Origin of the sequence: Methylorubrum sp. SL192 (assembly GCF_026672325.1) — a bacterium.
GTDB lineage: Bacteria > Pseudomonadota > Alphaproteobacteria > Rhizobiales > Beijerinckiaceae > Methylobacterium > Methylobacterium extorquens.
Window position 1 is genome coordinate 3,363,411 of sequence record NZ_JAPPQV010000003.1, and the last position, 23,896, is coordinate 3,387,306.

At 70.7% G+C, this 23,896-nt stretch carries 24 protein-coding genes; 16 read left to right on the forward strand and 8 right to left on the reverse strand.

What is annotated here, in order from left to right:
- Positions 1–4: 4 nt before the first annotated feature.
- Entirely contained in the window at positions 5–916 is a 912-nt protein-coding gene (locus OVA30_RS16570) for a LysR family transcriptional regulator (protein ID WP_268176098.1), read from the reverse strand.
- Between the two features lie 121 nt (positions 917–1,037).
- On the opposite strand from OVA30_RS16570, the gene OVA30_RS16575 reads away from it, so the two are divergent.
- The 10 genes from OVA30_RS16575 to OVA30_RS16620 all read left to right on the forward strand — a co-directional run bounded on the left by OVA30_RS16575 (position 1,038) and on the right by OVA30_RS16620 (position 10,785).
- Entirely contained in the window at positions 1,038–1,433 is a 396-nt protein-coding gene (locus tag OVA30_RS16575; RefSeq protein ID WP_268176099.1) for a DoxX family protein, read from the forward strand.
- 40 nt (positions 1,434–1,473) lie between these two features.
- Entirely contained in the window at positions 1,474–1,953 is a 480-nt protein-coding gene (locus OVA30_RS16580; protein WP_268176100.1) for a VOC family protein, read from the forward strand.
- A gap of 78 nt (positions 1,954–2,031) precedes the next feature.
- Positions 2,032–2,697, forward strand: a complete 666-nt coding sequence (locus OVA30_RS16585; RefSeq protein ID WP_253397944.1) for a hypothetical protein — start codon at positions 2,032–2,034, stop codon at positions 2,695–2,697.
- A complete protein-coding gene (locus OVA30_RS16590; protein ID WP_003599614.1) occupies positions 2,684–3,127 on the forward strand; it encodes a transcriptional regulator in 444 nt (147 codons plus the stop codon). Before OVA30_RS16585 ends, OVA30_RS16590 begins: the two co-directional genes overlap by 14 nt.
- A 72-nt stretch (positions 3,128–3,199) precedes the next feature.
- Positions 3,200–3,910, forward strand: a complete 711-nt coding sequence (locus OVA30_RS16595; RefSeq protein ID WP_268176101.1) for a di-trans,poly-cis-decaprenylcistransferase — start codon at positions 3,200–3,202, stop codon at positions 3,908–3,910.
- Between the two features lie 89 nt (positions 3,911–3,999).
- Positions 4,000–5,526, forward strand: coding sequence for a magnesium-protoporphyrin IX monomethyl ester anaerobic oxidative cyclase (gene bchE, locus OVA30_RS16600; RefSeq protein ID WP_268176102.1), 1,527 nt, complete (start codon positions 4,000–4,002; stop codon positions 5,524–5,526).
- Between the two features lie 70 nt (positions 5,527–5,596).
- Positions 5,597–6,127 carry an ankyrin repeat domain-containing protein gene (locus tag OVA30_RS16605; protein ID WP_076642184.1) on the forward strand — a complete coding sequence of 177 codons (531 nt, stop codon included), beginning with the start codon at positions 5,597–5,599 and terminating at the stop codon, positions 6,125–6,127.
- Positions 6,128–6,225: 98 nt separating this feature from the next.
- Positions 6,226–7,731: a glycerol kinase GlpK gene (gene glpK / locus OVA30_RS16610; protein ID WP_268176103.1), complete on the forward strand. Its 1,506-nt coding sequence runs from the start codon at positions 6,226–6,228 to the stop codon at positions 7,729–7,731.
- Positions 7,731–8,894 carry an alpha/beta fold hydrolase gene (locus tag OVA30_RS16615; RefSeq protein ID WP_268176104.1) on the forward strand — a complete coding sequence of 388 codons (1,164 nt, stop codon included), beginning with the start codon at positions 7,731–7,733 and terminating at the stop codon, positions 8,892–8,894. Before glpK ends, OVA30_RS16615 begins: the two co-directional genes overlap by 1 nt.
- Before the next feature lie 205 nt (positions 8,895–9,099).
- Entirely contained in the window at positions 9,100–10,785 is a 1,686-nt protein-coding gene (locus tag OVA30_RS16620) for a methyl-accepting chemotaxis protein (protein WP_268176105.1), read from the forward strand.
- A gap of 65 nt (positions 10,786–10,850) precedes the next feature.
- Here OVA30_RS16620 and OVA30_RS16625 read toward each other — a convergent pair whose 3' ends face one another.
- From OVA30_RS16625 to OVA30_RS16640, 4 genes are all read right to left on the reverse strand, one after another.
- Complete coding sequence (locus OVA30_RS16625; protein ID WP_268176106.1) at positions 10,851–11,612, reverse strand: glycerophosphodiester phosphodiesterase family protein; 762 nt, start codon at positions 11,610–11,612, stop codon at positions 10,851–10,853.
- Positions 11,609–12,082, reverse strand: a complete 474-nt coding sequence (locus OVA30_RS16630) for a RidA family protein (protein ID WP_003601986.1) — start codon at positions 12,080–12,082, stop codon at positions 11,609–11,611. The genes OVA30_RS16625 and OVA30_RS16630 overlap by 4 nt, the downstream gene beginning before the upstream one ends.
- Before the next feature lie 80 nt (positions 12,083–12,162).
- Positions 12,163–14,328 carry a peptidase domain-containing ABC transporter gene (locus tag OVA30_RS16635; protein WP_268176107.1) on the reverse strand — a complete coding sequence of 722 codons (2,166 nt, stop codon included), beginning with the start codon at positions 14,326–14,328 and terminating at the stop codon, positions 12,163–12,165.
- A complete protein-coding gene (locus OVA30_RS16640; RefSeq protein WP_268176108.1) occupies positions 14,325–15,614 on the reverse strand; it encodes an HlyD family secretion protein in 1,290 nt (429 codons plus the stop codon). Before OVA30_RS16640 ends, OVA30_RS16635 begins: the two co-directional genes overlap by 4 nt.
- A gap of 476 nt (positions 15,615–16,090) precedes the next feature.
- Here OVA30_RS16640 and OVA30_RS16645 point away from each other — a divergent pair, with 476 nt between their 5' ends.
- From OVA30_RS16645 to argF, 4 genes are all read left to right on the forward strand, one after another.
- Positions 16,091–16,303, forward strand: coding sequence for a hypothetical protein (locus OVA30_RS16645; protein ID WP_004447062.1), 213 nt, complete (start codon positions 16,091–16,093; stop codon positions 16,301–16,303).
- Positions 16,304–16,625: 322 nt separating this feature from the next.
- Positions 16,626–17,528 (forward strand): helix-turn-helix domain-containing protein, encoded by a 903-nt coding sequence (locus tag OVA30_RS16650; protein WP_268176109.1) that lies wholly within the window; start codon positions 16,626–16,628, stop codon positions 17,526–17,528.
- A gap of 213 nt (positions 17,529–17,741) precedes the next feature.
- Positions 17,742–18,932, forward strand: coding sequence for an aspartate aminotransferase family protein (locus tag OVA30_RS16655; RefSeq protein ID WP_012255222.1), 1,191 nt, complete (start codon positions 17,742–17,744; stop codon positions 18,930–18,932).
- Between the two features lie 28 nt (positions 18,933–18,960).
- Positions 18,961–19,911 (forward strand): ornithine carbamoyltransferase, encoded by a 951-nt coding sequence (argF, locus tag OVA30_RS16660; protein ID WP_015952284.1) that lies wholly within the window; start codon positions 18,961–18,963, stop codon positions 19,909–19,911.
- A 58-nt stretch (positions 19,912–19,969) separates the two neighbouring features.
- Here the strand turns inward: argF and OVA30_RS16665 are convergent, their stop codons facing one another.
- The 3 genes from OVA30_RS16665 to OVA30_RS16675 form a co-directional block, all read right to left on the reverse strand.
- Complete coding sequence (locus OVA30_RS16665; protein ID WP_268176110.1) at positions 19,970–20,209, reverse strand: hypothetical protein; 240 nt, start codon at positions 20,207–20,209, stop codon at positions 19,970–19,972.
- A gap of 146 nt (positions 20,210–20,355) precedes the next feature.
- Positions 20,356–20,823, reverse strand: a complete 468-nt coding sequence (locus tag OVA30_RS16670) for an SRPBCC family protein (protein WP_082290160.1) — start codon at positions 20,821–20,823, stop codon at positions 20,356–20,358.
- Positions 20,824–20,842: 19 nt separating this feature from the next.
- A complete protein-coding gene (locus OVA30_RS16675) occupies positions 20,843–21,265 on the reverse strand; it encodes a VOC family protein (RefSeq protein ID WP_015952286.1) in 423 nt (140 codons plus the stop codon).
- Between the two features lie 285 nt (positions 21,266–21,550).
- Between OVA30_RS16675 and OVA30_RS16680 the strand changes: the two genes are divergently transcribed.
- Positions 21,551–22,357: an SDR family NAD(P)-dependent oxidoreductase gene (locus OVA30_RS16680; RefSeq protein ID WP_253387582.1), complete on the forward strand. Its 807-nt coding sequence runs from the start codon at positions 21,551–21,553 to the stop codon at positions 22,355–22,357.
- A 3-nt stretch (positions 22,358–22,360) separates the two neighbouring features.
- Entirely contained in the window at positions 22,361–23,743 is a 1,383-nt protein-coding gene (locus tag OVA30_RS16685) for a dihydrolipoyl dehydrogenase (protein ID WP_268176111.1), read from the forward strand.
- The last annotated feature ends 153 nt before the right edge of the window (positions 23,744–23,896 follow it).

Consider the following 23,896-nt stretch of genomic DNA (forward strand, 5'->3'; position numbering starts at 1 on the left):
GCCCTCACCGCCGCAAAGCCTCCGGCAGATCCCGCTCCCAGGCCGGCTCGCCCGCGAACCGCTGCACCAGAAACTCCACGAAGGCGCACGTCTTGGCCGGGCGCCGGCCCGGCGGCATCAGGGCGTGGATCGGCAGAACCGGGGAGGGGGTGCCGAAATCGAGGGGGACGAGCGTTCCCGCCCGCAGGGCCTGCGCCACCAGAAAGGTCGGCTGGTAGATCAGCCCGAGGCCGGCCATGGCCGCAGCCGTCAGGGCGGCGCCGTTCGGCGCCCGCAGGTTGCCCGAGACCGGGTAGGCCTGCTCGCCGAAGTGCCAGCCGCTGGAATCCGACAGGGTGTAGCCCAGGCAATTGTGGTTCTTCAGCTCCTCGGGCCGGCGCGGCGTGCCGTGCCGCTCGAAATAGGCGGGCGCGCCGCAGGCCACGAGGCGGCTGGATGTGAGACGCCGGGCGATCAGCCCCGAATCGGCGAGGGTCCCGATCCGCACGGCGAGATCCCACCCCTCCTCGATCAGGTCGACCCGCCGGTCGTTGAGGCCGAGTTCGATCGTCAGCGCCGGATGCGCGGCGGAGAACGCCGCGAGCGCCGGGGCGATCTCCCGCACGCCGAAGGAGAGCGGCACGTTGAGCCGCAGGGTGCCGTGGGCCTCGACCCCTTCGGCACCGACCGCCGCCTCCGCGTCGTCGATCTCGGCGAGAATACGCTCGCAGGCCTCGAGATAGGTCCGGCCGGTTTCGGTGAGCGTCAGGCGGCGGGTCGTCCGGTGCAGGAGCCGCGTTCCGAGCCGCGCCTCCAGGGCCGCGACATGCTTGGTCACCCCGGTCTGCGAGAGGCCGAGCGCCCGCCCGGCGGCCGAGAAGCTGCCGAGTGCGGCGACGCGGCAGAAGACCTGCATTCCCGTCACGCGGTCGAGCACGACAGCCTCACTCTCTCAGAGTGAGGTGAATGGCAGCGAACGCGAATTATCGCAATCGCCTGAGAAAGGCATGGTCCGGTCACCGCAAAGACCGCGACCGCGCCACACCTTCGAGATGATCATGACCGACGCCCGCACCGCCCCCTACGCCGCCCTGCTGCTGCGGCTCACCCTCGGCGGCCTGTTCCTGGCCCATGCCGGGCTGAAGCTGTTCGTGTTCACGCCCGCGGGCACCGCCGCCTTCTTCGGCTCGCTCGGCCTGCCGCCCGCGTTCGGCTATGGGGTGATCGCCGCGGAAGCCGTCGGCGGCCTCGCCCTGATCCTCGGCCTCTACGCCCGCTTCGTCGCCCTGGCCCTCGTCCCGATCCTGATCGGCGCCATCGTCACCGTGCACGGCGCCAACGGCTTCTTCGCGCAGAATCCGGGCGGCGGCTGGGAGTTCGCCGGCTTCTGGGCGGTGATGCTGCTGGTCCAGGCCGGGCTCGGCGACGGCGCCTACGCCCTGCGGCGGGCGTGAGACGGAACCCATCGGGAGAGGGACCATGGGGAGAGGAACCATGAGCGAACCGATCCATCCCGGCACCCGCATCGGCCACGTTCACCTCAAGGTGGCCGATCTCGAACGGGCACTGGGCTTCTATTGCGGCGTGCTCGGCTTCGCCCTCATGCAGCGCTTCGGTGCCCGAGCCGCCTTCGTCTCGGCCGGCGGCTATCACCACCATATCGGCCTCAACACTTGGGAGAGCGCGGGCGGCCCTCCGCCGCCCGGCACGACTGGGCTCTACCACCTCGCGGTCCTCTACCCGAGCCGGGCGGCCCTGGCCGACGCCCTGCGCCGGGTCGAGGCGGCCGGCCTCTCCCTCGACGGGGCCAGCGACCACGGCGTGTCCGAGGCGCTCTACCTGCGCGATCCCGACGGGAACGGGGTCGAACTGTACCGCGACCGCCCGGAGGCCGAGTGGCCGCGGGACGGGACGGGCGATCTCACCATGGTCACCCGCCGGCTCGACCTCGCGGGCCTGCGGGCGGAAGCCTGACGCTTCTCCGCTTGACGGCTCTGCACCCGCGTGTACTTTGCAATGCAAAGCACGCTTCGACGCGGGAAGCTGAACCCCATGCGTGAGACCCACGGCGACCTCGACAGGGCCCTGGCCGACATCGTCGCGATCCGGATGCAGATCGCGCGGGACACAGCGTTCCGCGGGCTCGGCTCTGCCACGCTCGCGGCCACCGGCGCCCTCGCCCTCGTCGTCGCGGGGGCCCAGGCCCTGCTGCTCGACGACCCGACGGCGCGGCCGGTCGTCTTCTTCGGCCTGTGGATCGCCGCCGCCGTCACCGCCTGCCTCCTGATCGGGTTCGAGGCGGTTCGCCGCTCGCGCCGGGTCCATTCGGGGCTGGCCGACGCGATGGTGTTCAACGCCATCGAAGGTTTTTTGCCCGCGGGCGGGGCGGGCCTCTGTCTGGGGCTCGTCTTCGCCCGCTTCGCGCCGGACCAGCTCTGGATGCTGCCGGGCCTGTGGCAGGTTCTGGTCGGGCTCGGCCTGTTCGCCTCCGCCCGCATCCTGCCCCGCTCCGTGCCGCTGGCGGGCGCGTGGTACCTGCTCGCCGGACTCACGGTGCTGGCCCTCGCCAGCGAGACGCGCCACCTCTCGCCCTGGCTGATGGGCGTGCCCTTCGCGGTGGGGCAGGGGCTCGTCGCCATCATCATCCACCGCCATTCGGGCCCAGGTGACGGATCGACTGACGGATCTGCCGACGGAGACGCCGATGCCGACCTCTGATCGCAGCGACGCCCGCTTCTCCTACGAGGGGCTCGACCGGATCATCCACGAGCGGGCGCGGCTCTCGGTGCTGACCTCCCTGGTCTCGCATCCCCGCGGCCTCGCCTTCCCCGACCTCAAGCGCCTGTGCGGGCTCACCGACGGCAATCTCAGCCGCCACCTCGCCGTGCTGCAGGAGGCCGACCTCGTCAGCCTGGAGAAGGGCTACGACCAGAACCGGCCGCAGACCCTCTGCCGCCTGACGCCCTCCGGGCGCACCCGCTTCCTCGATTATCTCGGGGTGCTGGAGCAGGTGGTGCGCGACGCCGCACAAGCCGCCGGCAGGCCACAGAACGCCGCCGGCAGGCCGCAGAACGCTGCCGGCCGGTCCCAGGCCGCCGACGACCGGCCCGCCGGCCACGACCGTTCCGGCCTCGCCAAACCGGTCTGACGACCGCACTCCGACATCCCACCGAACGCCGCATCCCCCCGCCTGTCCCGCACCTCGCCCGGAGACTTTACGATGCAAAGCCCTCTCGATCGCAGATCAGGCCTCCACGCGGCGATCATCATGGACGGCAACGGCCGCTGGGCGAGCGCCCGCGGCCTGCCGCGGGGGGCGGGCCACCGGGCGGGCGTCAAGACGATCCAGCGGGTGGCGGAGGCCGCCCTCGCTCTCGGCATCGGCACGCTGACGCTCTACGCCTTCTCCAGCGACAACTGGCGCCGCCCGGCCGAGGAGGTCGGCGGACTGATGCGCCTGTTGCGGGCCTATCTGCGCGGCGAGACCGATCGGCTCGCTCGCAGCGGCACCCGCCTCACGGTGATCGGCCGCCGCGACCGCCTGCCGCCCGGTATCCCGGAGGCGATCGAGCGGGCCGAAGCCGCGACCGCGTCGGGCGACCGGCTGCACCTGCGCATCGCCGTCGATTACTCCTCGCGCGACGCGATCCTCGCCGCCGCCGCCCGGCTCGGGCCGGAGGGGCTCAGCCGCGAGGGCCTGAGCGAGGCCCTGGGGGCGGACGGGGATGTCGATCTCCTGATCCGAACGGGGGGCGAGAAGCGGCTCTCCGACTTCCTCCTCTGGGAGGCGGCCTACGCGGAGCTGCACTTCACAGACCGGATGTGGCCCGATTTCGGCGCGACCGACCTCGCCGCGGCGGTCGCCGACTTCACCGCCCGCGACCGGCGGTTCGGCGGACTGAACCCACCCGCGGTGCCGCAAGCCGCCTGACACGCTCCAACCACGGCCCAGCTGCCCGGGTGGTCTCGACGCAGGATTCGTCCGGTTCTGCGAACCCTCGCTCATGTCCGGTGCACACGATGAAGATCCTGCTCGTCAACGTGCCCCATCCGGCGATCGGCAGCCGGATCCCCGACGACCATCTGCCTCCGCTGGGTCTTCTCGCCATCGGCGGCCCGTTGATCGATGACGGGCATGCCGTCTCGCTCATCGACGCCGAGTTCGGACCCGTGCCGCTGCCGGACCTCGTCCGGGAGATCGTGGCGCAGGCACCCGAGGCGGTCCTGTTCGGTCATTCCGGCTCGACCTCGGGGCACCCGGTCATCGCGGAGGTGTCGTCGAGGGTGGCCGCGGCGATGCCGGGCGTGACGATCGTCTACGGTGGCGTCTTTCCAACCTATCACGCGCGCGAGATTCTCGAGGCCGAGCCCCACGTCGCCGCGATCGTGCGCGGGGAGGGCGAGGAGACCGCCCGGCGGCTCATGGCGGCCCTCGCGGCGGGACGGTCGCTCGGCACCGTGCCCGGCCTCGCCTACCGCGACGGCGACGCGATCCGCGAGACGGCGCCGGCCCCGCTGATCCGCGATCTCGACGCCTACCGGATCGGCTGGGAGCTGATCGACCATGCCCGTTACAGCTACTGGGGCGGTCTGCGTGCGGTCGTCGTCCAGTTCTCCCGCGGCTGCCCGCATCCCTGCACCTATTGCGGCCAGCGCGGCTTCTGGACCCGCTGGCGCCACCGCGATCCCGTCCGCTTCGCCGCCGAACTCGCCCGGCTTCACCGCGAGCACGGCGTGCGGGTGATCAACTTCGCCGACGAGAATCCGACCGTCTCGAAAAAGGTCTGGCGCACCTTCCTGGAAGCGCTGATTGCGGAGAACGTCGATCTCATCCTGGTCGGCTCGACGCGGGCGGACGACATCGTGCGCGATGCCGACATCCTGCCGCTCTACAAGCGGGCGGGGTGGGAGCGCTTCCTGCTCGGTCTCGAGAGCACCGATACGGCCACCCTCGACCTGATCCGCAAGGGCGCCACCACGACGACCGACCGCGAGGCGATCCGCCTCCTGCGGGCGAACGGCATCCTCTCCATGGCGACCTGGGTGGTGGGCTTCGAGGAGGAGCGCGACCGCGACTACTGGCGCGGCCTGCGGCAGCTCCTCGCCTACGACCCCGACCAGATCCAGATGCTCTACGTCACGCCGCATCGCTGGACGCCCTATTTCCGGCTTGCCGAGGAGCGCCGCGTGATCCAGCTCGACCGGCGGCGGTGGGACTACAAGCATCAGGTGCTCGCCACCCGCCACATGCCGCCCTGGCGGGTGCTGCTCTGGTTCAAGCTGATCGAGGTGATCCTTCAGGCCCGCCCGAAGGCGCTGGCGCGCATCTACCTGAACCGCGATCCTCGCCTGCGCCACGCCATGCGCTGGTACACGCGGATGGGCCGGCGAGTCTGGTCCCACGAGATCCTGGCTTGGCTGCGCGATCCGCTGACACGGACGGGCCCGACGGTCGTGGCGTTCTGGGGCAGGGGGCAAGAGCGGGAGGAGGCGATGGCCGTGCGCGCCGCGGCCCGATCCCGTCCGGCTGGTCGCGAGGCCGCCTGACTGGACGAAGCCCCCGCAAACGCCACATGCACGGGACCAATCCCGTCACGAAGCTTCCAAAAAGATTCCGATGCAGGCCGATCCGAACGCTGCGCCTCCCGCCCTCGACGACGAGACCCTCGCCTTCGCGGCGCGCCTCTTCCAGTACGCCCGGATGGGCCATGCGGAGGAATTGGCCGAGCTGTTCGGCCAGGGGCTGCCGGCGAACCTGCGCAACGACAAGGGCGACAGCCTGCTGATGCTCGCCGCCTATAACGGCCAGGCGGCGACGGCCCGGGTGATTCTGGAGGCCGGGGGTGATCCCGAACTCGCCAACGACCGCGGCCAGACCCCGCTCGCCGGCGCCGCGTTCAAGGGCGATGCGGACATCGTCCGGCTGCTGCTGGAGCACGGCGCGCAGGTCGATGGAGCCGGCGACGGCACCCGCACCGCGCTGATGGTGGCGGCGATGTTCGACCGCACCGAGATCGTCGATCTGCTGCTCGCCCAAGGCGCAGACCCGTCCAGGCGCGACGCTTCGGGGATGAGCGCCGCCGACATGGCCCGGCAGATGGGGGCGCAGAACACGCCGGCCCAGTTGGAACGGGCGCAAGGGGACTGACAAGCGGGCTGACCGGTTCCGGCGCGCCCGGCCTCGTGTAGGATCGGGCGCGAGCCGGGCGAAAAATCCCGGAGGCGAGACACGCCGGGAGGGACGCCATGCCGGATGCGGTCGGGGCGATCGACCAGGGCACCACGAGCACGCGCTTCATCGTGTTCGACCGCCGGGGCACGATCCTGGCGCAGGCCCAGCGCGAGCACGAGCAGATCTTTCCCCGTCCCGGCTGGGTCGAGCACGACCCGCGGGAGATCTGGCGCAACACCCATGCGGTGATGCGCGAGGGGCTGGCCCGCGCCGGGCTGGCGCCGGGGGATCTGGCCGCCATCGGCATCACCAACCAGCGCGAGACCGCCGTGCTCTGGGACCGGCGGACCGGCGAGCCGCTGCACGATGCCATCGTCTGGCAGGACACCCGCACCGACCGGTCCGTCGCCGCGCTCGCCCGCGACGGCGGTCGCGACCGCTTCCGCGCCGTCACCGGCCTGCCGCTCGCGAGCTACTTCTCCGCCTCCAAGCTCGCTTGGCTGCTCGACCACGTGGCGGGCGCGCGGGCGAAGGCCGAGGACGGCACCGCCCTGTTCGGGACGATCGATTCCTGGCTCGTCTGGAATCTCACCGGTGGCCCGGATGGCGGGCTCCACGTCACCGACGTGACCAATGCCAGCCGCACGCAGCTCATGTCGCTCGCGACCCTCGATTGGGACGAGGCGATGCTCGGCGTGTTCCGCATCCCGCGGGCGGTGCTGCCGACGATCGTCTCCTCCAGCGCCGTGCTGGGCGAGGCCCGTGACCCGTTTCCCGGCGTGCCGCTCGGCGGCATTCTGGGCGACCAGCAGGCGGCCCTGTTCGGGCAGACCTGCTTTTCGGCGGGCGAGGCCAAGAACACCTACGGCACCGGCTGCTTCGCGCTGATGAACACCGGCCCCGCGCCCGTCGCGTCGAGTGCCGGCCTCATCACCACCGTGGCCTACCGGCTCGACGGGCGCCCGCCGGCCTACGCGCTGGAGGGCTCCATCGCCATCACCGGCGCCCTGGTGCAGTGGCTGCGCGACAATCTCGGACTGATCGCTGCGTCGAGCGAGATCGAGGGGCTGGCCCGCAGCGTCGAGGACAATGGCGGCGTCTACGTGGTGCCGGCGTTTTCCGGCCTCTACGCGCCGCATTGGCGCGACGACGCCCGCGGCCTCATCATCGGCCTGACCCGCTACGCCAATCGCGGCCACATCGCCCGCGCCTGCCTGGAGGCCACGGCCTACCAGACCCGCGAAGTGCTGGAGGCGATGGAGCGCGATTCCGGTTGTCCGATCGCCGAGTTGCGCTGCGACGGCGGCATGACCGTTAACGACCTGCTGATGCAGTTCCAGGCCGACATCCTCGACCGGCCGACCCTGCGCCCGAAGGTCTCGGAGACGACGGCCCTGGGCGCGGCCTATGCCGCCGGCCTCGCCACAGGGTTTTGGAAGACACTCGAAGATCTTCGCGACAACTGGGCCGTGGACAAGCGCTGGCATCCGCATATCCAGGCAGAAGAACGTCGGGCACTGTTCGCCGGCTGGAGCCGGGCCGTAGAACGCTCGTTCGGATGGGTCGAGGAGAACGCTTGATGGGTGCTCGGATACGCTCGCTTCGGACCGCTCTACTGGTTTCGGCCTTGGCGCTGACCCCGCTCGCCGCCGGCCTTGCTCCGATCGCGGCCATCGCCGCGCCGGCCGCCGCCTATCCCGGCCAGCAGGAGGGCGACCACGTCGTCGAGAACTTCAAACTCGCGAGCGGCGAGAGCCTGGATCGGGTCAAGCTGCACTACACCACCCTCGGCACGCCGCATCGCGGCGCCGACGGTGAGATCGACAACGCGGTGCTCGTCCTGCACGGCACCACCGGCACGGGCAAGAGCTTCCTGATCCCGACGCTCGGGCCGGAGCTGTTCGGTGAGGGCGCGCCGCTCGACGCGCGGCGCTGGTACGTGATCCTGCCCGACGGGCTCGGCCGCGGCGGCTCCTCGAAACCCTCCGACGGGCTCAAGGCGCATTTCCCCCGCTACGGCTATGGCGACGTCGTGGAGGGCCAGCATCGGGTCGTCACCGAGGCGCTCGGCGTCAAGCATCTGCGCCTCGTGCTCGGCACCTCCATGGGCGGGATGCAGGCCTGGATGTGGGGCGAGCGCTATCCCGGCGAGATGGACCTGCTGATGGCGGTGGCGAGCCAGCCGATCCCGGTGAGCGGGCGCAACGCCCTGTGGCGGCGCCTCCTGATCGAGGGCATCCGCACCGATCCCGACTGGAAGGGCGGCGAGTACACCGCGCAGCCGCGCAGCTTCGGCCGCATCCTGCCGATTTTCAACATCATGACCGAGAGCGTGCTCGGCCTTCAAAAGCAGGCCCCGACCCGCGCGGCGGCCGACACGGCCTACGACAAGATGATCGCCGGCTACGAGAACAAGGCCGACGCCAACGATTGGCTGTACTGGTTCGATTCCTCCTACGATTACGACCCCTCGCCGGACCTCGAAAAGATCACCGCGAAGGTGCTCGCGGTGAACTTCGCCGACGACGAGCTGAACCCGCCCCAGCTCGACGTGATGAACGCAGCGCTGGCGCGGGTGAAGGACGGCCGCTTCGTGCTGGTCCCGACCTCGCCCGAGACGCACGGCCATCAATCCCTGCGCTTCGCGGGCCTGTGGAAGGGCTACCTCGCCGAATTCGTGAGACAGCCCGAGGCGACGACGGAGAAGGAGAGCTCGTCGGAGCGGCCGGAGGGCAGCCGGTAGACGGGCTGGGCCGCTGGCGGAGCGGAGGCGGCGCCGAAAGCCATCCGTCGGAGCCTGCCACAGGCCGTCGTGACACGGCGGCCAGCCTATCCGAGCCGGTGGCGCCGGCTGCCGCATGCACTTTCTTGCAGAAATCGAGAGAACCTTAAGTATTGCGTTGCAGGGTGGGGCATCTCAAGAGGCCAACCACACCCCCGGATCCATAATGCGCGTTTCCCTCAAGGCTGCCCTGGCGGGCTCGTTCAGCCTTCTGGCCGTGGTTGCTGCGGCCCAAGGCGGGATGAGCGTCATCAAGCTCTCGAACATCGATCACGAAGTCCGCGACATCGCCGACAATTGGCTGCCCTCGGTGGGATTGCTCGGCGACATCAGCACCGCGACGCGGGACGAGCGGGTGAAGACCTACCGCTACGTCGCCGCCTCGCCGACGGACCAGCTGCTCGCCGAGAACGAGAAGAGCGTGCGGGCGAGCCAGGCGGCCCTCGAAGCCCTGCGGCGCGCCTACGAGCCGCTGATCGCCTCGCCCGAGGAGCGGGCGCTGTACGAGCGCTTCGCCTCGACCTGGACGACCTATACGGGTCGGGTCGAGGCGATCGTCGCCCTGATGCGAGAGGGACGGCGGGCCGAGGCGCTGGCCCTGCTCACCGGGCCCGAGGCCCTGGGCCTCGCGCAATCCGCGACCAAGGCGCTTCAGGAAAATCTCGCCCTCAACAAGCGGGGCGCCAAGCAGAGCGTCGAGGGCGCCGTCGGCAGCGCGGCCTCCGCCACCGCCTCCGCCTGGATCGCCATGGCCGTGACCCTGCTCTCGGCGCTCGCCGCCGCCCTGTTCGGCTGGTTCGGGATCTCGCGGCCGATCACGCGGATGACCGGGGCGATGGGCGCGCTCGCGGCGGGCGACGCGGCGGTTGCCGTACCGGGACGGGGGCGCGGCGACGAGATCGGCGCCATGGCCGCGGCGGTGCAGGTGTTCAAGGACAACCTGCTCCGCACCCGCGCCCTGGAAGAGGAGACGCAGGCCGCCCGCGCCGGCGCCGAGGCGCAGCGGCGGGCCGCCGCGCGCGCCCTGGCCGACGACTTCCAGCGCGCTGTCGGCGGCATCATTGCGGGCGTGACCGCCGCCGCGACCGAGCTTCAGGCCACCGCCCAGCAATTGACCGCCAATGCCAGCCAGACCGCCGGGCAATCCGGCACGGTGGCGGCCTCCGCCGAGGAGGCCGCCTCCAATGTCGGCACCGTCGCCGCCGCGGCCGAGGAGCTCGGCGCCTCGGTGCAGGAGATCGGCCGGCAGGTCGACGGCTCGGCCTCCCTGGCGCAGGCCGCGGTGGCCGAGGCCGGGCAGACGGCGATCCTCGTGCGCGACCTCTCCGAGGCCGCCGCGCGGATCGGCGACGTGGTGGCGATGATCTCGACCATCGCCGGCCAGACCAACCTGCTCGCACTCAACGCCACGATCGAGGCGGCGCGGGCCGGCGAGGCGGGCCGCGGCTTCGCCGTGGTCGCGGCGGAGGTCAAGGAACTCGCCAACCAGACGGCGCGGGCCACGGACGAGATCACCGGGCAGATCGGGCGCATCCAGGGCGCGACGGGTCAGGCGGTCGCGGCCATCGACAGCATCAGCGGGCGCATCCGCGAGATCAGCGGCGTCGCCACCGGCATCGCCGCTGCGGTCGAGGAGCAGGGCGCGGCGACCCAGGAGATCGTGCGCAACGTCGCCCAGGCCGCGGGCGGCACGGAATCCGTCACCCGCACCATCGCGAGCGTGGCGGGTGCCGCCGAGGAGACCGGGGCGGCCGCCGCCCAGGTGCTGGCCTCCGCGACCGAGCTGTCGCGCCAGTCCGAGCATCTCGGTGCGGAGGTGTCCCGGTTCCTCGATACGGTTCGCGCGGCCTGAGGCGGGAGCCGCTTTTCCAGGGCTCTGCCCTGGACCCGCCGAAGGGCTTGCCCTTCGGGAACCCGTTACGGGCGAAAACCCTCGAAGATCATCTGGTCCGCGTGCTCGCGGGCCAGCGCCCGCTGCGCCTCGGTGCGCACGGTCCAGGTCATCACCGGCATGTTCCCGAGCCGGCGGCAGAGATAGGGCACCGGTCCCGGCAGGTCGCCGACACGCCAGGACAGGAAATGCGGCCGGCTCACATGGAGGTGGAGCAGGCCCGACAATTCGGCCCGCGCTGACGGCGCCAGCAGGGCGTAGTGCGGATCGTCCTGGCTCGCCTCGGCGACGATGCCGCGGGGCAGGCCCGGCACGATCTCGGCCAGCGTCGCGACGATGCCCGGATCGAACGACTTCAGCGCCACCGGGGCGTCGAGCCCGGCGACGATCTCGGCGGCGCGACGGGTGAGCCGCCGGTCGCCGTCGAAGCGCGACTTGATCTCGACGATGACGGGGACGCGGCCCGCGACCCGCGCCAGGAAGTCCGGCAGCGTCGGGATGCGCTCCCCCGTGCCGGCCACGGTCAGCATGCCGAGTTCGGCCGCCGTCCGCGATTCCACCGGCTCGGACGCCTCGGTGAGGCACCCGAGCGCCTCGTCGTGGAACACCATCGCCTCGCCGTCGGCGCTGAGCTGCACGTCGCACTCGATGGCGTAGCCGCCCGCCACCGCCGCCTCGGCCGCGGCCAGGGTGTTCTCCGGGATGCCGGCGGCGCGGTCGTGCAGGCCGCGATGGGCGATCGGACGTGCGATGAGCCAGTCCGGCGCCCGGTCCAGGGTCGCGCTCACGCGACCTCGAACATCGCCTCGACCTCGACCGCCGCGTCGAGGGGCAGTTCGGCGACACCCACCGTCGAGCGGGCATGGCGACCACGATCGCCGAGGATCGCGACCATCAGGTCGGAGGCGCCATTCATGATCGGGGCGAGACCGGCAAAGCTCGGCACCGCGTTGATGAAGCCGCCGAGCCGCACGCATTGCACGACGCCGTGGTCGAGGTCGCCCACCGCCGCCTGGACCTGGGCCAGCACGTTGAGCGCGCAGAGCCGGGCCGCCGCGATGCCCTGCTCGGCCGAGACCTCGGCGCCGAGCTTGCCCTTATGCGCCGGGTCGAGGGTGCCGTCCGGCCCGAAGCAGATCTGGCCGGAGATGACGACGAGGTTGCCGGTGCGGATATAGGGCACGTAGTTCGCGACCGGGGCGGCTGCCTTCGGCAGCTTCAGGCCGAGCGCTTCCAGACGTTCCTTGACCGAGTTCATCGCCGTCTCCCGCATGATGCTGCGGGGGTCTGAGCATGGGGGAGGGGCGACTCGCAAGGGGGGAAGGGCGAAGCGCCCTCTCAACCGGCGGTCTCCGTCGCCTGAGGCTCGACCCGCGGTGCCTCCGCGGAAAAATCGTAGCGCAGGTCGGCATGGGCCACGGTCGCCGGACGGTGGGCGACGATGACCCGCGTCATCTTCAGGTCGCGCAGCGCGGCGGCGATGACCGCCTCGGTCGGCTCGTCGAGCGCGCTCGTCGCCTCGTCCAGAAACAGAATCTCCGGCCGCCGGTAGAGGGCGCGGGCGAGGATCACCCGCTGGCGCTGGCCGCCCGAGAGGGTCGAGCCCATGTCGCCGACCAGGGTCTCGAAGCCCATCGGCGTGCGGGCGATGTCGTCGAGGATCGCCGCGCGGGCGGCGCATTCGCGGATCCAGCCGGGATCGGGCCGCTCGTCGAAACAGGCGATGTTCTCGGCGATCGAGCCGGCGAACAACCCGTCATCCTGCATCACCCCGGCGATGCGGGCGCGGTAGGCCGCCAACCCTCCGGAGCGGATGTCGCGGCCATCGACCAGCACCGCGCCTTCGGAGGGCGGCAGCAGACCCATCAGGATCTTCATCACCGAACTCTTGCCGCAGCCCGAAGGGCCGGTGATGGCCAGGCTTTCGCCCGGCGACACCGCCAGGCCGAGATTGCGGAACACCCAGGGCTCGTCGTCGCCGTAGCGCAGGGACAGGCCGACGGCGCGTAAGCCCGCGCCGCGCACCGGCGGGCGCTCGCCGGCGAGGAGGGCGGGGGCCGCGACCGGCGCCGCCGCGGGCATGGGGGCTGCGGCCTCCTCCGGCTCGGTCATGACGATGTCCGAGAGCCGGTCGGTTTGCACGTTGAGCATCCGCAGCTGGAAGCCCGACTGGATCAGGTTGCCGATGCGGGTCGAGAACTGGTCGCGATAGGCGAGGAAGGCGACCAGCATGCCGAGCGTCATCGACTGGTCGATCACCGCACGCGCGCCGAGCACCAGCAGGATCAGCCGGTCGGCACCGAACAGGAACTCGTTGCCGCGCCCGAACACGAGGTCGAGCCGCTGCAGCCGCAGCCGGGCGTTCAGCGCCTGGACGAACTGGTTCATCCAGGTGCCGCGGCGGCGCTCGCGCAGGTTCAGGAGCTTGACGCTCGCCATGCCGCGCACGGTCTCGATGAAGTGGCTCTGCTGGCGCGCCTCCGCGACGATCGCCTCTTCGGTGCCCTCGCGATAGGCCTTGTAGGCGGCGATCCGTAAGCCGGCGTTGAGCGCGGTGGCGGCGATGGCCACCAGGGCGAGCCAGCCGCCGTAGAGGAACAGCATGATCAGCATGCCGACCGACATCAGCCCGTCGAGCAGGGCCTGGACGAGGTCGGTGGTGATGCCCTTCTGGATCGTGGCCAGCGTGCCGAAGCGCGAGATCACGTCGCCGACATGCCGCTTCTGGAAATAGTCGAGCGGCAGCCGCGAGAGGTGGTCGAACAGCGAGCCCGACCACTGGTAGTTCAGCTTCGTGCCCGTGAGCATGATCGCCCAGCTTCGGGCGACGCCGAGGCCGAGTTGCAGCACGAGCAGCAAGGCGAGGCCGAGCGCCACGACGAGCAGCAGATCGAGATCGCCGTTCACGATCACCTCGTCGATGACGATCTGCGAGGCGATCGGCATCAGGATCGCCACGAGTTCGATCCCGAGCGACAGGGCCAGGATCTGCATCATCGCCGCGCGGATGCCGGCCATGCCCCGGAACAGGTCGGAGAGCGCGAGGCCGCGGGCCGCCCGCTCGCGCACGAAGCTCTGGTTCGGCGTCACCTCCAGGGCGACGCCGGTGAATTCGCGCGAGGCTTCGGTGAGGCTCAACGTACGGCGCCCGCGGGCGGGATCGTGGATCACGATCTCCCGGCGCCCGACCCGCGCCAGCACGACGAAGTGGTTGAGCCCCCAATGCAGGATGCAGGGCAGGCGCAGGCGGCCGAGATCGGGCAGTTCCACCCGCAGCGCCCGCGTCGAGAGCCCCAGGGTGCCGGAGAGGTCCATGAGGTTTCGCAGCGTCATGCCCTTCAGCGAGAGGGCGTGGCGCGCGCGCAGTGTGCCGAGATCGACCCGGCGGCCGTGGTAGCCCAGCACCATGGCGAGGCAGGCCATGCCGCACTCGGCGGCCTCCGCCTGGAGCACGACCGGCAGGCGCCGCCGGAAGCCGAACTGAAGATCCGACAGCAGGCTCAACGTGTCCCTCCTTCGGTGACGAGATCGACGCTGCGCTTGACGTGGTAGAGGGGGTCGAGGAGCCAGCGGTAGAGCGGGCGCTTCTCGAGCGCGATGTCGGCCTCGACCCGCATCCCGGCCTCCAGCCGGCGTTGCTCGCCATAGGCCGTCACGCTGTCGGCATCCGGCCGCACGATGATGCGGTAGACGCCCCCGTTCCCCGCATTTTTGGCCGTGTCCCGCGCTGCCACGGGCCGGGCATCGCCTTCCAAAGGCGCGCGGGTCACCTCCGTCACCGTGCCCCGGTGCAGGCCGAAGCGCTGGAACGGGAAGGCGGCGTAGCGCAGCATCACGCTGGCGCCGGGCTCGATGAAGCCGATCGCCGAGGAATCGACGAACAGGTTGGCCTGCAGCCGGCCTTCGCTCGGCAGCAGGGTGAGCAGGTTTGCCCCCGCCGCCACGGTCTGCCCGGCTTGCGCCCGGATCGAGGTGAGGATGCCGCGCTCCGGCGCGCGCACCTCGATGGCGCGGCGCGCCTCGCTCTCGGCCCGCTGCTGTTCGAGCTGCGCGGCGGTGCGGTCGAGTTCGGCGAGATCCCGCGCCAGGGTCTCGTCGAAGGTGGCGAGCTTGGCGCGCAGATCGCCGAGCTTGCCCTCGACCTGAAGCCCGCCCTGGCGGAACTGCGCGAGCTGCGAACTGGCCTGGAGATAGAGGTAGTTCTGGCTCTGGAAGTCGGCCGCGCGGGCAAAACCGCGGGTCACGAGGTCGGCGAGTTCGTCGGCGCGGGATTTGAGCGGCGGCACCAGCTTTTCCTGGAGCGCGAGCTGCTCCTCGATCCTGGCGCGCTGCGCCTCCAGGTTGGCGACCTGCTCCCTCAAGCTCTCCTTCTCCGCGGTGGCCATGGCCGCGCGGGCGGCGCGCTGGCGCTCCACGCTCTCGCGCTGACGGCCGAGCTGGGCGATCACCCGCTCCTGGGTCGGGCCGCTCGCCGAGACCGCGTCGAGGTCGATGGTGAAGAGGAGCTGGCCGCGCTCGACCCGGTCCCCCTCCTTGGCGCCCGAGGCGCTGACCCGCCCCGCGAGCGGGCTCGCCACGGTGATGAGGCCGATATCGGGCGCGAGCAGGCCGTCGGCATGGACCCGGCGGGTGTAGCTGCCGAGCCAGGCGTAGACGCCGACGAGGACGGCGAAGGCGAGGCACAGACCGACCACGACGCGGATCGCCAGGGGCTGGATTACCTGGGCCTCGCCGAGCCAGGCGCTTCGCCGTGCCTCCACGACCTCGCGACGGAACAGGGGCGCGTTCACCGGGAAGCCTCCTCCGGGGTAGGGACCGAACGATCAGGTGCGTTGTTCTGACGCATGCAGGGCGTAATCCGCAACAGCATCAAATTCTTAGCCACTCCGGCGGCGCGGACGGCCGGCTCCCCGGCCGGCACGTCAATTTTTGTCCCCCGCGCCGGCGGCGGCCCGTCCCGCCACACCCGCCCCGCGAGGGTCGATCGCGCGGGTCGGCCGAAGGGAAGGGGAGCGGCGCACGTGTAGGGCCGGGGGCGGCGCGCGGAGTCCGGATACGACCGCTGGTCGTGCTGTGAGAGAGCAAGATCTGTCCATCCGAGAGGTCCTGAGCCGATCACCCCGGACCGTATAACGCAGCCCGGGTTGCCTGCCGGAATAATATCCGTACCTTATCCAGCAGAGCGACGCACACCGGCGCTCTTATTCCACGGGAAGACAGAAATACAGAACGTTCTTCCAGTACCATTCGGACAAAGGAGAAAACCATGCAGCAGAACATTGATACGGTCCGCGAGCTGAACGCTGCGGAGCTGGATCAGGTCGGCGGCGGTCTGTCTCTCGGCCTCGATCTCGATCTCAGCAGCGAACTCGGAGCCGTGTCCGGTGTCGTCGATCAAGTGGGCGGCCTCGTCGGCGGCACGCTCGACACCGTGCTCGGCGCGGTGGGCGGCCTTCTCGGCGGCTTGCTCGGGAAGTAATCCGATTTCCTGACACGTCCTCCCACGGAAGCGGCCGCCCCCACCGCTTCCGTGGGCCTCGTGCGGGACGCGACGACCGGATGCGCCCTCGACGGGCGCTTCCGCCGCCGGCACGATCGACCCCGCGGGCCGAGGGAACAGCAGAGGGAACGACCGCGTAGGCGGGTCGTTCTCATCCGTTCGGATCGAAGCGTCGCCGTGACCGCGCCGTTCTCTCGGTTCCGGGCGCAGGGCGGCCAAAGGGCGGCGAAGACCGCCAAGGCAAAGAGAATTCGAAGCGCGCCCCGGAGGCGCGCCAGCGAGAGGGAGAACGACGCGGCCGATGAGCGTTCCGTTCGTCAACGCCTCGGTGCAGGGCGATCTCAGCGCCCCGCCGGACCGAATTTTCGGCCAGATCCCCGCCAGCGGCCTCGACGGCATCGCCTTCCTCGATTTCGCCTACGAGACGGCAGGTTTCAGCACGCACTGGGTCGGTGGCCTTCTCGTCGGCACGTGGCACGGCGGCTGGTACGGCCTGAGCCGGACCACGCTCACCTTCAGCGACGGCCCGACCGGCAGTGAGCCCTGCGACGAGCGCACCGGCGAGGCCTTCGTCCTGCGCGGGCCCGGCTATGCCGGCCGCACGCTCTGGAGCGGGCCATGCCGCGGGCGCTATCTCGCCTTCATGCCCGCCGCGGTGGAGCGGATGATCGAGGCGCCGCTCTCGCATCTCCTGATCGATTCGATCACCTGCGATCTCACCGAGCGGATGACCGTCTCCCATCTCCTGGCCGCCCTGGGGCAGGCGGCCAGCGGCCACGACAGCGCCGCGGACGCGCTTCTGGTCGACAGCGTGGCGCTCGCGGTGCTGCGCGCCTCCGGCGCCCTTTCGAGCCCGCCCGCCCGCAAGAGCGCGGCGCTCACCGCCCGGCAGGCGCGGCGGGTGCGCGACCTCGTCGCCGAGCGGATCGATGCGCCCCTGTCGCTCGGGGAGATGGCGGCGGTGGCAGGCCTCAGCGAGGGCTATTTCGTGCGGGCCTTCAAGGGCACCTTCGGCGTGACGCCCTATCAATATGTGTTGCGCGAACGCGTGACGCTGGCCCAGTCGCTGATCCGCTCCGGCACGGTCTCCTTGAGCGAGGCGGCCCTGCGCGCGGGCTTTCCCGATGCGCGGCGGATGGGGCGGACCTTCCGCAAGATGATCGGGCGCTCGCCGACGGAAGCGACCCGGCTGCAGCGGGCCTGAGCCTCAAAAGCGGGTGCCGGACGGCACCGCGGCGCGTCGATTTCGGGCGGATCGCGGTGGCGCGGGCCGCCCCGGCGCCGTCCTGCGATTGACAGAAGCGCCTCGTTTCTTAGTAATCGCGCCCGTGCCGCCCGTCCCCCGAGGCGGCACTTTCTTTTGGCGACTTCGGGAGCCATTGCGTTCCCTGGATCGAGCCCGAGGAGACGGACCCGCGTGACCTCCGCCCTGCTGCCGACCTATGCCCGCGCCCCGATCGCTTTCGAGCGAGGCGAGGGCGCATGGCTGGTCGCCGAGGACGGCGACCGCTACCTCGATTTCGGTGCCGGCATCGCCGTCAACGCGCTCGGCCACGCTCATCCGCACTTGGTCGAGGCGCTGACCACCCAGGCGCAAAAGCTCTGGCACACCTCGAATCTGTTCCAGATCCCGGAAGGGGAGCGGCTGGGCCAACGGCTCGTGGACGCGACCTTCGCCGATGTGGCCTTCTTCGCCAATTCCGGTGCCGAGGCCAACGAGGCCGCCATCAAGATGGCGCGCAAGTATCATGCGGCGGGCGGCCATCCCGAGCGCTACCGCATCATCACCTTCGAGGGCGCCTTCCACGGCCGCACGCTCGCGACCATCGCGGCGGGCGGCCAGCAGAAGTACATCGAGGGCTTCGGTCCGAAGGTCGAGGGCTTCGATCAGGTGCCGGTCGGCGATTTCGCTGCGCTGGAGGCCGTGATCGGCCCGGAGACCGCCGCTCTGATGATCGAGCCGATCCAGGGCGAGGGCGGCCTGCGGGTGATCCCCGGCGAGACCCTGCGGCGCCTGCGCGCGCTCTGCGAGGCGCACGGCCTGCTCCTCATCATGGACGAGGTGCAGACCGGCGTCGGCCGCACTGGCAAGTTCTTCGCGCATGAGTGGTCGGGCGTCACGCCGGACATCATGAGCGCGGCCAAGGGCATCGGCGGCGGCTTCCCGCTCGGCGTCTGCCTCGCCACGGCCGAGGCCGCCCGCGGCATGACGGCCGGCACCCACGGCACCACCTTCGGCGGCAACCCGCTCGCCATGGCGGTCGGCAACGCCGTGCTCGACGTGGTGCTGGGTGACGGCTTCCTGGCCCATGTCGAGCGCATGGACCTGCTGCTGACGCAGAAGCTCGCGGGCCTGATCGACCGGCACCCCCACGTCTTCGCCGAGTTGCGCGGGCAGGGGCTGATGCGGGGCCTGAAGCTCAACCTGCCGAACACCACGTTCACGGCGGCCGCCCGCGCGCGGCACCTGCTGGTGATCCCGGCCGGCGACAACGTGGTCCGCCTCCTGCCGCCGCTGATCGTCGGCGAGACGGAGGTGGACGAGGCCGTGGCCCGTCTGGAGGCCGCGGCGACCGATTTGGAGGCGCAGATGCGTGGGGCCGCCTGAGGGCGGCACCGCGAGCGTAGATCTTGAGATGACCACGACCCTGAACGGCAGCGGCCCGCATGTCCGCCACTTCCTCGACCTGAAGGATCTCTCCGCCGAGACCCTGCGCGGTGTCCTCGACACCTCCGCCGCGATGAAGCGCGTGCGGGTGAAGGGCCAGCGCGCGGCCGAGCGACCGCTCACCGGCAAGATGCTGGCGATGGTGTTCGACCGGCCCTCGACCCGCACCCGCGTCTCCTTCGACGTGGCGATGCGCGAACTCGGCGGCGACACCCTGATGCTCACGGGCAAGGAGATGCAGCTCGGTCGCGGCGAGACGGTGTCCGACACCGCCCGCGTGCTGTCGCGCTTCGTCGATGCGATCGTGATCCGGACCCTCGACCATGGCCTGGTGATGGAGCTGGCCGAGCATGCCGAGGTGCCGGTCATCAACGCGCTGACCAAGGCCTCGCATCCCTGTCAGATCATGGCCGACCTGCTGACCTTCGAGGAGCATCGCGGGCCGATCCAGGGCCGCACAGTCGCGTGGTCGGGCGACGCCAACAACGTGCTGGCGAGCTGGGTCCACGCCGCCGCCCGCTTCGATTTCACCCTCAACGTCGCCGCGCCGCGGGAACTGGCGATGCCGCCTGCCCTCGTCGATTGGGCCAAGCGCGAGGGCGCGCGGGTCAACGCCACCACCGACGCCTACGCGGCGGTCGAGGGGGCCGATCTCGTGGTCACCGATTGCTGGGTCTCGATGGGCGACGACGACGAGCATTTCCGCCACAACCTGCTCTCGCCCTACCGGGTGGATGCGGCGCTGATGAAGGCCGCGTCCAAGGACGCACTGTTCATGCACTGCCTGCCCGCGCATCGCGGCGAGGAGGTCACCGCCGAGGTGATCGACGGTCCGCAATCGGTGGTGTTCGACGAGGCCGAGAACCGCCTGCACGCGCAGAAAGGCATCCTGGCGTGGTGCCTGGGCGAAGCGGCCTGAGGCGAGCCATCGATCGATCGTAAGCCGCCGCCCGGCCGTGCCGGGCGGCGGCGCTGCGTCAACGCTGATGGATCCGCCGCGCGCGGCTGCGCTTCTTGTGCTCGCCCCGCACATGCCCATGGTCATGCACGTGCGAGTGCCCGTGCCCGCGGTAGTGGCGGTGACGCTCCGGGTGATGTGCGTGGAAATGATGATCGTGGTGGCGGGTGTTCGGATGCCAATCCACGGCTCCGACCGGACTGCCGGCCAGGACACCGCCGAACACCACGCCGGCTGCTAGCATGAGGACAAAACGCATCGGTCGCTTCCCGCTGTCGCACGGAGGTCGTGCACAGGCTCAAACGCGCGCCCGGATGTCATATTCCGCGCCGATTTCGGTTTGCGGCGCGTGCCCCCTTCAACCCTGGGTTCGGGGGCGGCCGGCCATCACTGTCCGCTGCGTCCTCAGAGGTCGCGGACCAGCTCGGTCAACTGGTCGGCGCAGATGCCCCAGCCCTGTTCGAACCCCATCGCCTCGTGCGCTTGGCGGTCCTCCAGCGTCCAGTGGCGGGCGCGCGCCGTGTAGCGGGTGCCGCCGGCCTCGTCGGCGAAGGTGAGGATCACCGTCAGGAACGGTTTTTCGGACGGCACCCAGGCCGAACTGTAGGCGTCGGTGACGACGAGGCGGGTATCCGGCACAACCTCCAGATAGACGCCCCGGTTGGGCAGATCCTGCCCGTCGGGACTGCGCATCACGATGAGATTCGACCCACCCGGCCGCAGGTCGAGTTCGACGACCGGCGTCGTGTAGGGTTTCGGGGCGAACCAGCGCTTCACTAGCTCCGGCTCGGTCCAGGCGCGCCACAGCGCCCGGCGGGGTGCCGGGATCAGGCGGGTGAGGACGAGGTCGCGGGGATCGTCGGCGTCGCTCATGCTGTGTCTCTCCGATCTCTCAGGCCGGGCGCTTGGCTTGGTTCATCGCCCAGATCACGCCGAACGGGTCGCGGAGCTGCCCGTAGACGTCGCCCCAGAACATCTCCTGGTAGGGCATCACGACCTCGGCGCCGGCCGCGACCGCCCGGTTCCACCACGCGGCGATGTCCTCGACCGGCAAGAGCAGGCTGAAGGATTGCGGCGCCTGGAGCGGGTGGCCGTATTCGGGAAAGGCATCGGACAGCATCACCGAAGTCCCGTTGACGACGAGGTGGACGTGCATGGTCCGCCCCTTCTCGTCCGCGGGCACGGAGGCGACGATCTCGGCGCCGAAGGCGTTCCGGTAGAATTCGGCCGCCCGCAGGGCACCGTCGAGGGTGAGATAGGCGACCACGCCGCCCTTCGGGGGCACGGCCGGTGACGTCGCGTCGGTCTCGCTCATCGCTGCTCTCCCTGTGCGCATCTCGGACCTCGGGGTGCGGAGGGTGCCGTGCGTCGCCGAGTCGCGCAAAGACTTTTTGAAGAGCCGCTTTCCAGGGCCGCCGCGTCGTCGGGTGCGGCCCAATCCTCAATGTCGTCCCCTCCGCGCGAGCGGTCGGATCGCCGCAGTCCGGGGCCCGGCTGGAACGATCCCCGACGCCCTCCGTTGGCCCGCGGTTTTAGCAAATGGTCGCCGCGCCGAGGTCGCACGGTCGAACCGGACGCCGCCAAGGAAGAGGATCGATTCATGGATCTCGGCATCAGCGGTCGCGTCGCGGTCATCACCGGTGGCGATTCCGGTATGGGCTACGCGAGCGCGGAATATCTGCTGCGCGAAGGCGTCAAAGTCGTCCTCTCCGACCTGAAGGAGAAGGAACTGGGGGAGGCGGCCGCGCGGCTCGCGGCGCTCGGCCCGGTCAAGTTCTGCCAGGCCGACCTCTCGTCGGATGCGGGGGCACGCAAGCTGCGCGACTTCGCCGACCAAGCCTTCGGCGAGACACCCACCATCCTCGTCAACGCCGCCGGCGTCACCGGCGCCACCGGCGACTTCCTGGAGATCGACGACGAGGGCTGGATGTCGACGATCCAGGCCGACCTGATGGCAGCGGTGCGGATGGCGCGCGCCTTCATCCCCGGGATGCGGACCCAGAAATGGGGGCGGATCGTGTTCTTCACCTCCGAGGACGCGGTGCAGCCCTATGTCGAGGAGTTGCCCTACTGCGCCGCCAAAGCCGGCCTGATGAACCTGACCAAGGGTCTCTCCAAAGCCTACGGGCCGGACGGGGTGCTGGTGAACTCGGTGGCGCCCGCCTTCGTCGCCTCGCCCATGACCGATGCGATGATGGAGAAGCGCGCCGGGGAACTCGGCGTCTCCTTCGACGAGGCGATCGAGAGCTTCCTCGAAGAGAAGCGCCCCGGCATCGTCGTCAAGCGCCGCGGCCGGGTCGAGGAGGTCGCGTCGGCGGTGGCCTTCCTGTGTTCGGAGCAGGCGAGCTTCATCACCGGCGAGAACCTGCGCGTCGATGGCGGCGCCGTCCTCACCATGGCGTCCTGAGCGATGCGGGACCTCTCCTGCGACGTCGCGGTGATCGGGGCCGGCACCGCCGGCATCGCCGCCCACCGCGCCGCCCTCGATGCGGGCGTCCGCTCCGTGCTGATCGAGCAGGGCCCCGGCGGCACCACCTGCGCCCGCGTCGGCTGCATGCCCTCGAAGCTGCTGATCACCGCGGCCGAGGCGGCGCAGGAGGCCCGCGCGGCGCACCGGCTCGGCATCCGCGTCGGCGAGGTGCGGGTCGATGGCCCGGCGGTGCTGGCCCGGATGCGGCGCCTGCGCGACCGCTTCGTGGAATCCGTTTTCGAGGGGATCGACGCCTTCCCCGACGAGACGCGCCTCACGGGGCGGGCCTTGTTCGAGGGGCCGGATGCCTTGCGCATCGACGACCACACCCGCCTGCGCTTCAAGGCGGCGGTGCTGGCGACCGGCTCCAGCCCGAGCGTGCCCGAGCCGCTCAAGGGGCTGGGCGACCGGGTTCTCACCACCGACACCGTGTTCGAGATCGAGGATCTGCCGGCCTCGCTCGCCGTGCTCGGCGCCGGCCCGGTCGGGCTGGAACTCGCCCAGGCCATGGCCCGGCTCGGTGTGACGACCAGCGTGTTCGATCCCGGCGACAGTCTCGGCGGCTTGCGCGATCCCGATCTGAAGCGGGCCGCCCGCGCGATCTTTTCGGAGGCCTTCGATCTGCATCTCGGCGCGAAGGTCGAGAACGGTGAAACCGCGGGCGAGGGCGCGCGCCTCGGCTGGGACGGAGCCGGCGGCAAGGGAGACAAGACGTTCGATCGGGTGCTCGCCGCCGCGGGCCGTCCGCCGAACGTTTCGGCAATTGGCCTGGAGCACACCGGTGCGACCCTCAACGACAAGGGCGGCCCGGTCCACGATCCCCGCTCGCTGCTCTGCGAGGGCGCGCCGATCCTGATCGCGGGCGACGCCAATGCCGACCGCCCGGTGCTGCACGAGGCGAGCCGTCAGGGCCGCATCGCCGGGCGCAACGCCGCGCGGCTCGCCCGCGGCGAGGGGGCCGAGCGGCCGGAACGCTGGGTCGCGCTCACCATGGTGTTCAGCGATCCGCAGATCGCCGTGATCGGCGGCGGCTTCGACCCGCAAGCGGATCACCGCGTCGGTCGCGCCGATTTCTGCGACCAGGGCCGGGCTCGGGTGATGGACCGGGCGCAGGGCGGTATCCGCCTCTACGCGGAGGCCGATGGGCGCCTTGCCGCCGCCGAGCTGATCGGCCCGGAGGTGGAGCATCTCGGTCATCTCCTGGCCTATGCGGTGCAGGACGGGCTGGACGTGCGGCGTTTGCGCGACCGCCCGTTCTATCATCCGACTCTGGAAGAGGGCCTCGACACGGCGCTCTCGGATCTCGGCGATCACCTGAAGTAACCATCCCGCGCCGGGGCTGCCATCTTGCCTTCGTCGAGACGCGGGGTCGTCGCTTTGCCGCCGCTACGTCCGGCTACTCACTGTGTCGCGGAGGACTGTATGTTATCAGACAAAGCTCGGTCTTCTCAGGCACTTGGTCCGACTTTCGGGGTG

Excerpts from the sequence above, each read along its gene's own strand:
- OVA30_RS16575 (WP_268176099.1), top strand. The coding sequence starts at position 1,038 with ATGACCGACGCCCGCACCGCCCCCTACGCCGCCCTGCTGCTGCGGCTC.
- OVA30_RS16580 (WP_268176100.1), top strand. The coding sequence starts at position 1,474 with ATGAGCGAACCGATCCATCCCGGCACCCGCATCGGCCACGTTCACCTC.
- OVA30_RS16585 (WP_253397944.1), top strand. The coding sequence starts at position 2,032 with ATGCGTGAGACCCACGGCGACCTCGACAGGGCCCTGGCCGACATCGTC.
- OVA30_RS16590 (WP_003599614.1), top strand. The coding sequence starts at position 2,684 with ATGCCGACCTCTGATCGCAGCGACGCCCGCTTCTCCTACGAGGGGCTC.
- OVA30_RS16595 (WP_268176101.1), top strand. The coding sequence starts at position 3,200 with ATGCAAAGCCCTCTCGATCGCAGATCAGGCCTCCACGCGGCGATCATC.
- bchE (WP_268176102.1), top strand. The coding sequence starts at position 4,000 with ATGAAGATCCTGCTCGTCAACGTGCCCCATCCGGCGATCGGCAGCCGG.
- OVA30_RS16605 (WP_076642184.1), top strand. The coding sequence starts at position 5,597 with ATGCAGGCCGATCCGAACGCTGCGCCTCCCGCCCTCGACGACGAGACC.
- glpK (WP_268176103.1), top strand. The coding sequence starts at position 6,226 with ATGCCGGATGCGGTCGGGGCGATCGACCAGGGCACCACGAGCACGCGC.
- OVA30_RS16615 (WP_268176104.1), top strand. The coding sequence starts at position 7,731 with ATGGGTGCTCGGATACGCTCGCTTCGGACCGCTCTACTGGTTTCGGCC.
- OVA30_RS16620 (WP_268176105.1), top strand. The coding sequence starts at position 9,100 with ATGCGCGTTTCCCTCAAGGCTGCCCTGGCGGGCTCGTTCAGCCTTCTG.
- OVA30_RS16630 (WP_003601986.1), bottom strand. The coding sequence starts at position 12,082 with ATGAACTCGGTCAAGGAACGTCTGGAAGCGCTCGGCCTGAAGCTGCCG.
- OVA30_RS16645 (WP_004447062.1), top strand. The coding sequence starts at position 16,091 with ATGCAGCAGAACATTGATACGGTCCGCGAGCTGAACGCTGCGGAGCTG.
- OVA30_RS16650 (WP_268176109.1), top strand. The coding sequence starts at position 16,626 with ATGAGCGTTCCGTTCGTCAACGCCTCGGTGCAGGGCGATCTCAGCGCC.
- argF (WP_015952284.1), top strand. The coding sequence starts at position 18,961 with ATGACCACGACCCTGAACGGCAGCGGCCCGCATGTCCGCCACTTCCTC.
- OVA30_RS16665 (WP_268176110.1), bottom strand. The coding sequence starts at position 20,209 with ATGCGTTTTGTCCTCATGCTAGCAGCCGGCGTGGTGTTCGGCGGTGTC.
- OVA30_RS16670 (WP_082290160.1), bottom strand. The coding sequence starts at position 20,823 with ATGAGCGACGCCGACGATCCCCGCGACCTCGTCCTCACCCGCCTGATC.
- OVA30_RS16675 (WP_015952286.1), bottom strand. The coding sequence starts at position 21,265 with ATGAGCGAGACCGACGCGACGTCACCGGCCGTGCCCCCGAAGGGCGGC.
- OVA30_RS16680 (WP_253387582.1), top strand. The coding sequence starts at position 21,551 with ATGGATCTCGGCATCAGCGGTCGCGTCGCGGTCATCACCGGTGGCGAT.
- OVA30_RS16685 (WP_268176111.1), top strand. The coding sequence starts at position 22,361 with ATGCGGGACCTCTCCTGCGACGTCGCGGTGATCGGGGCCGGCACCGCC.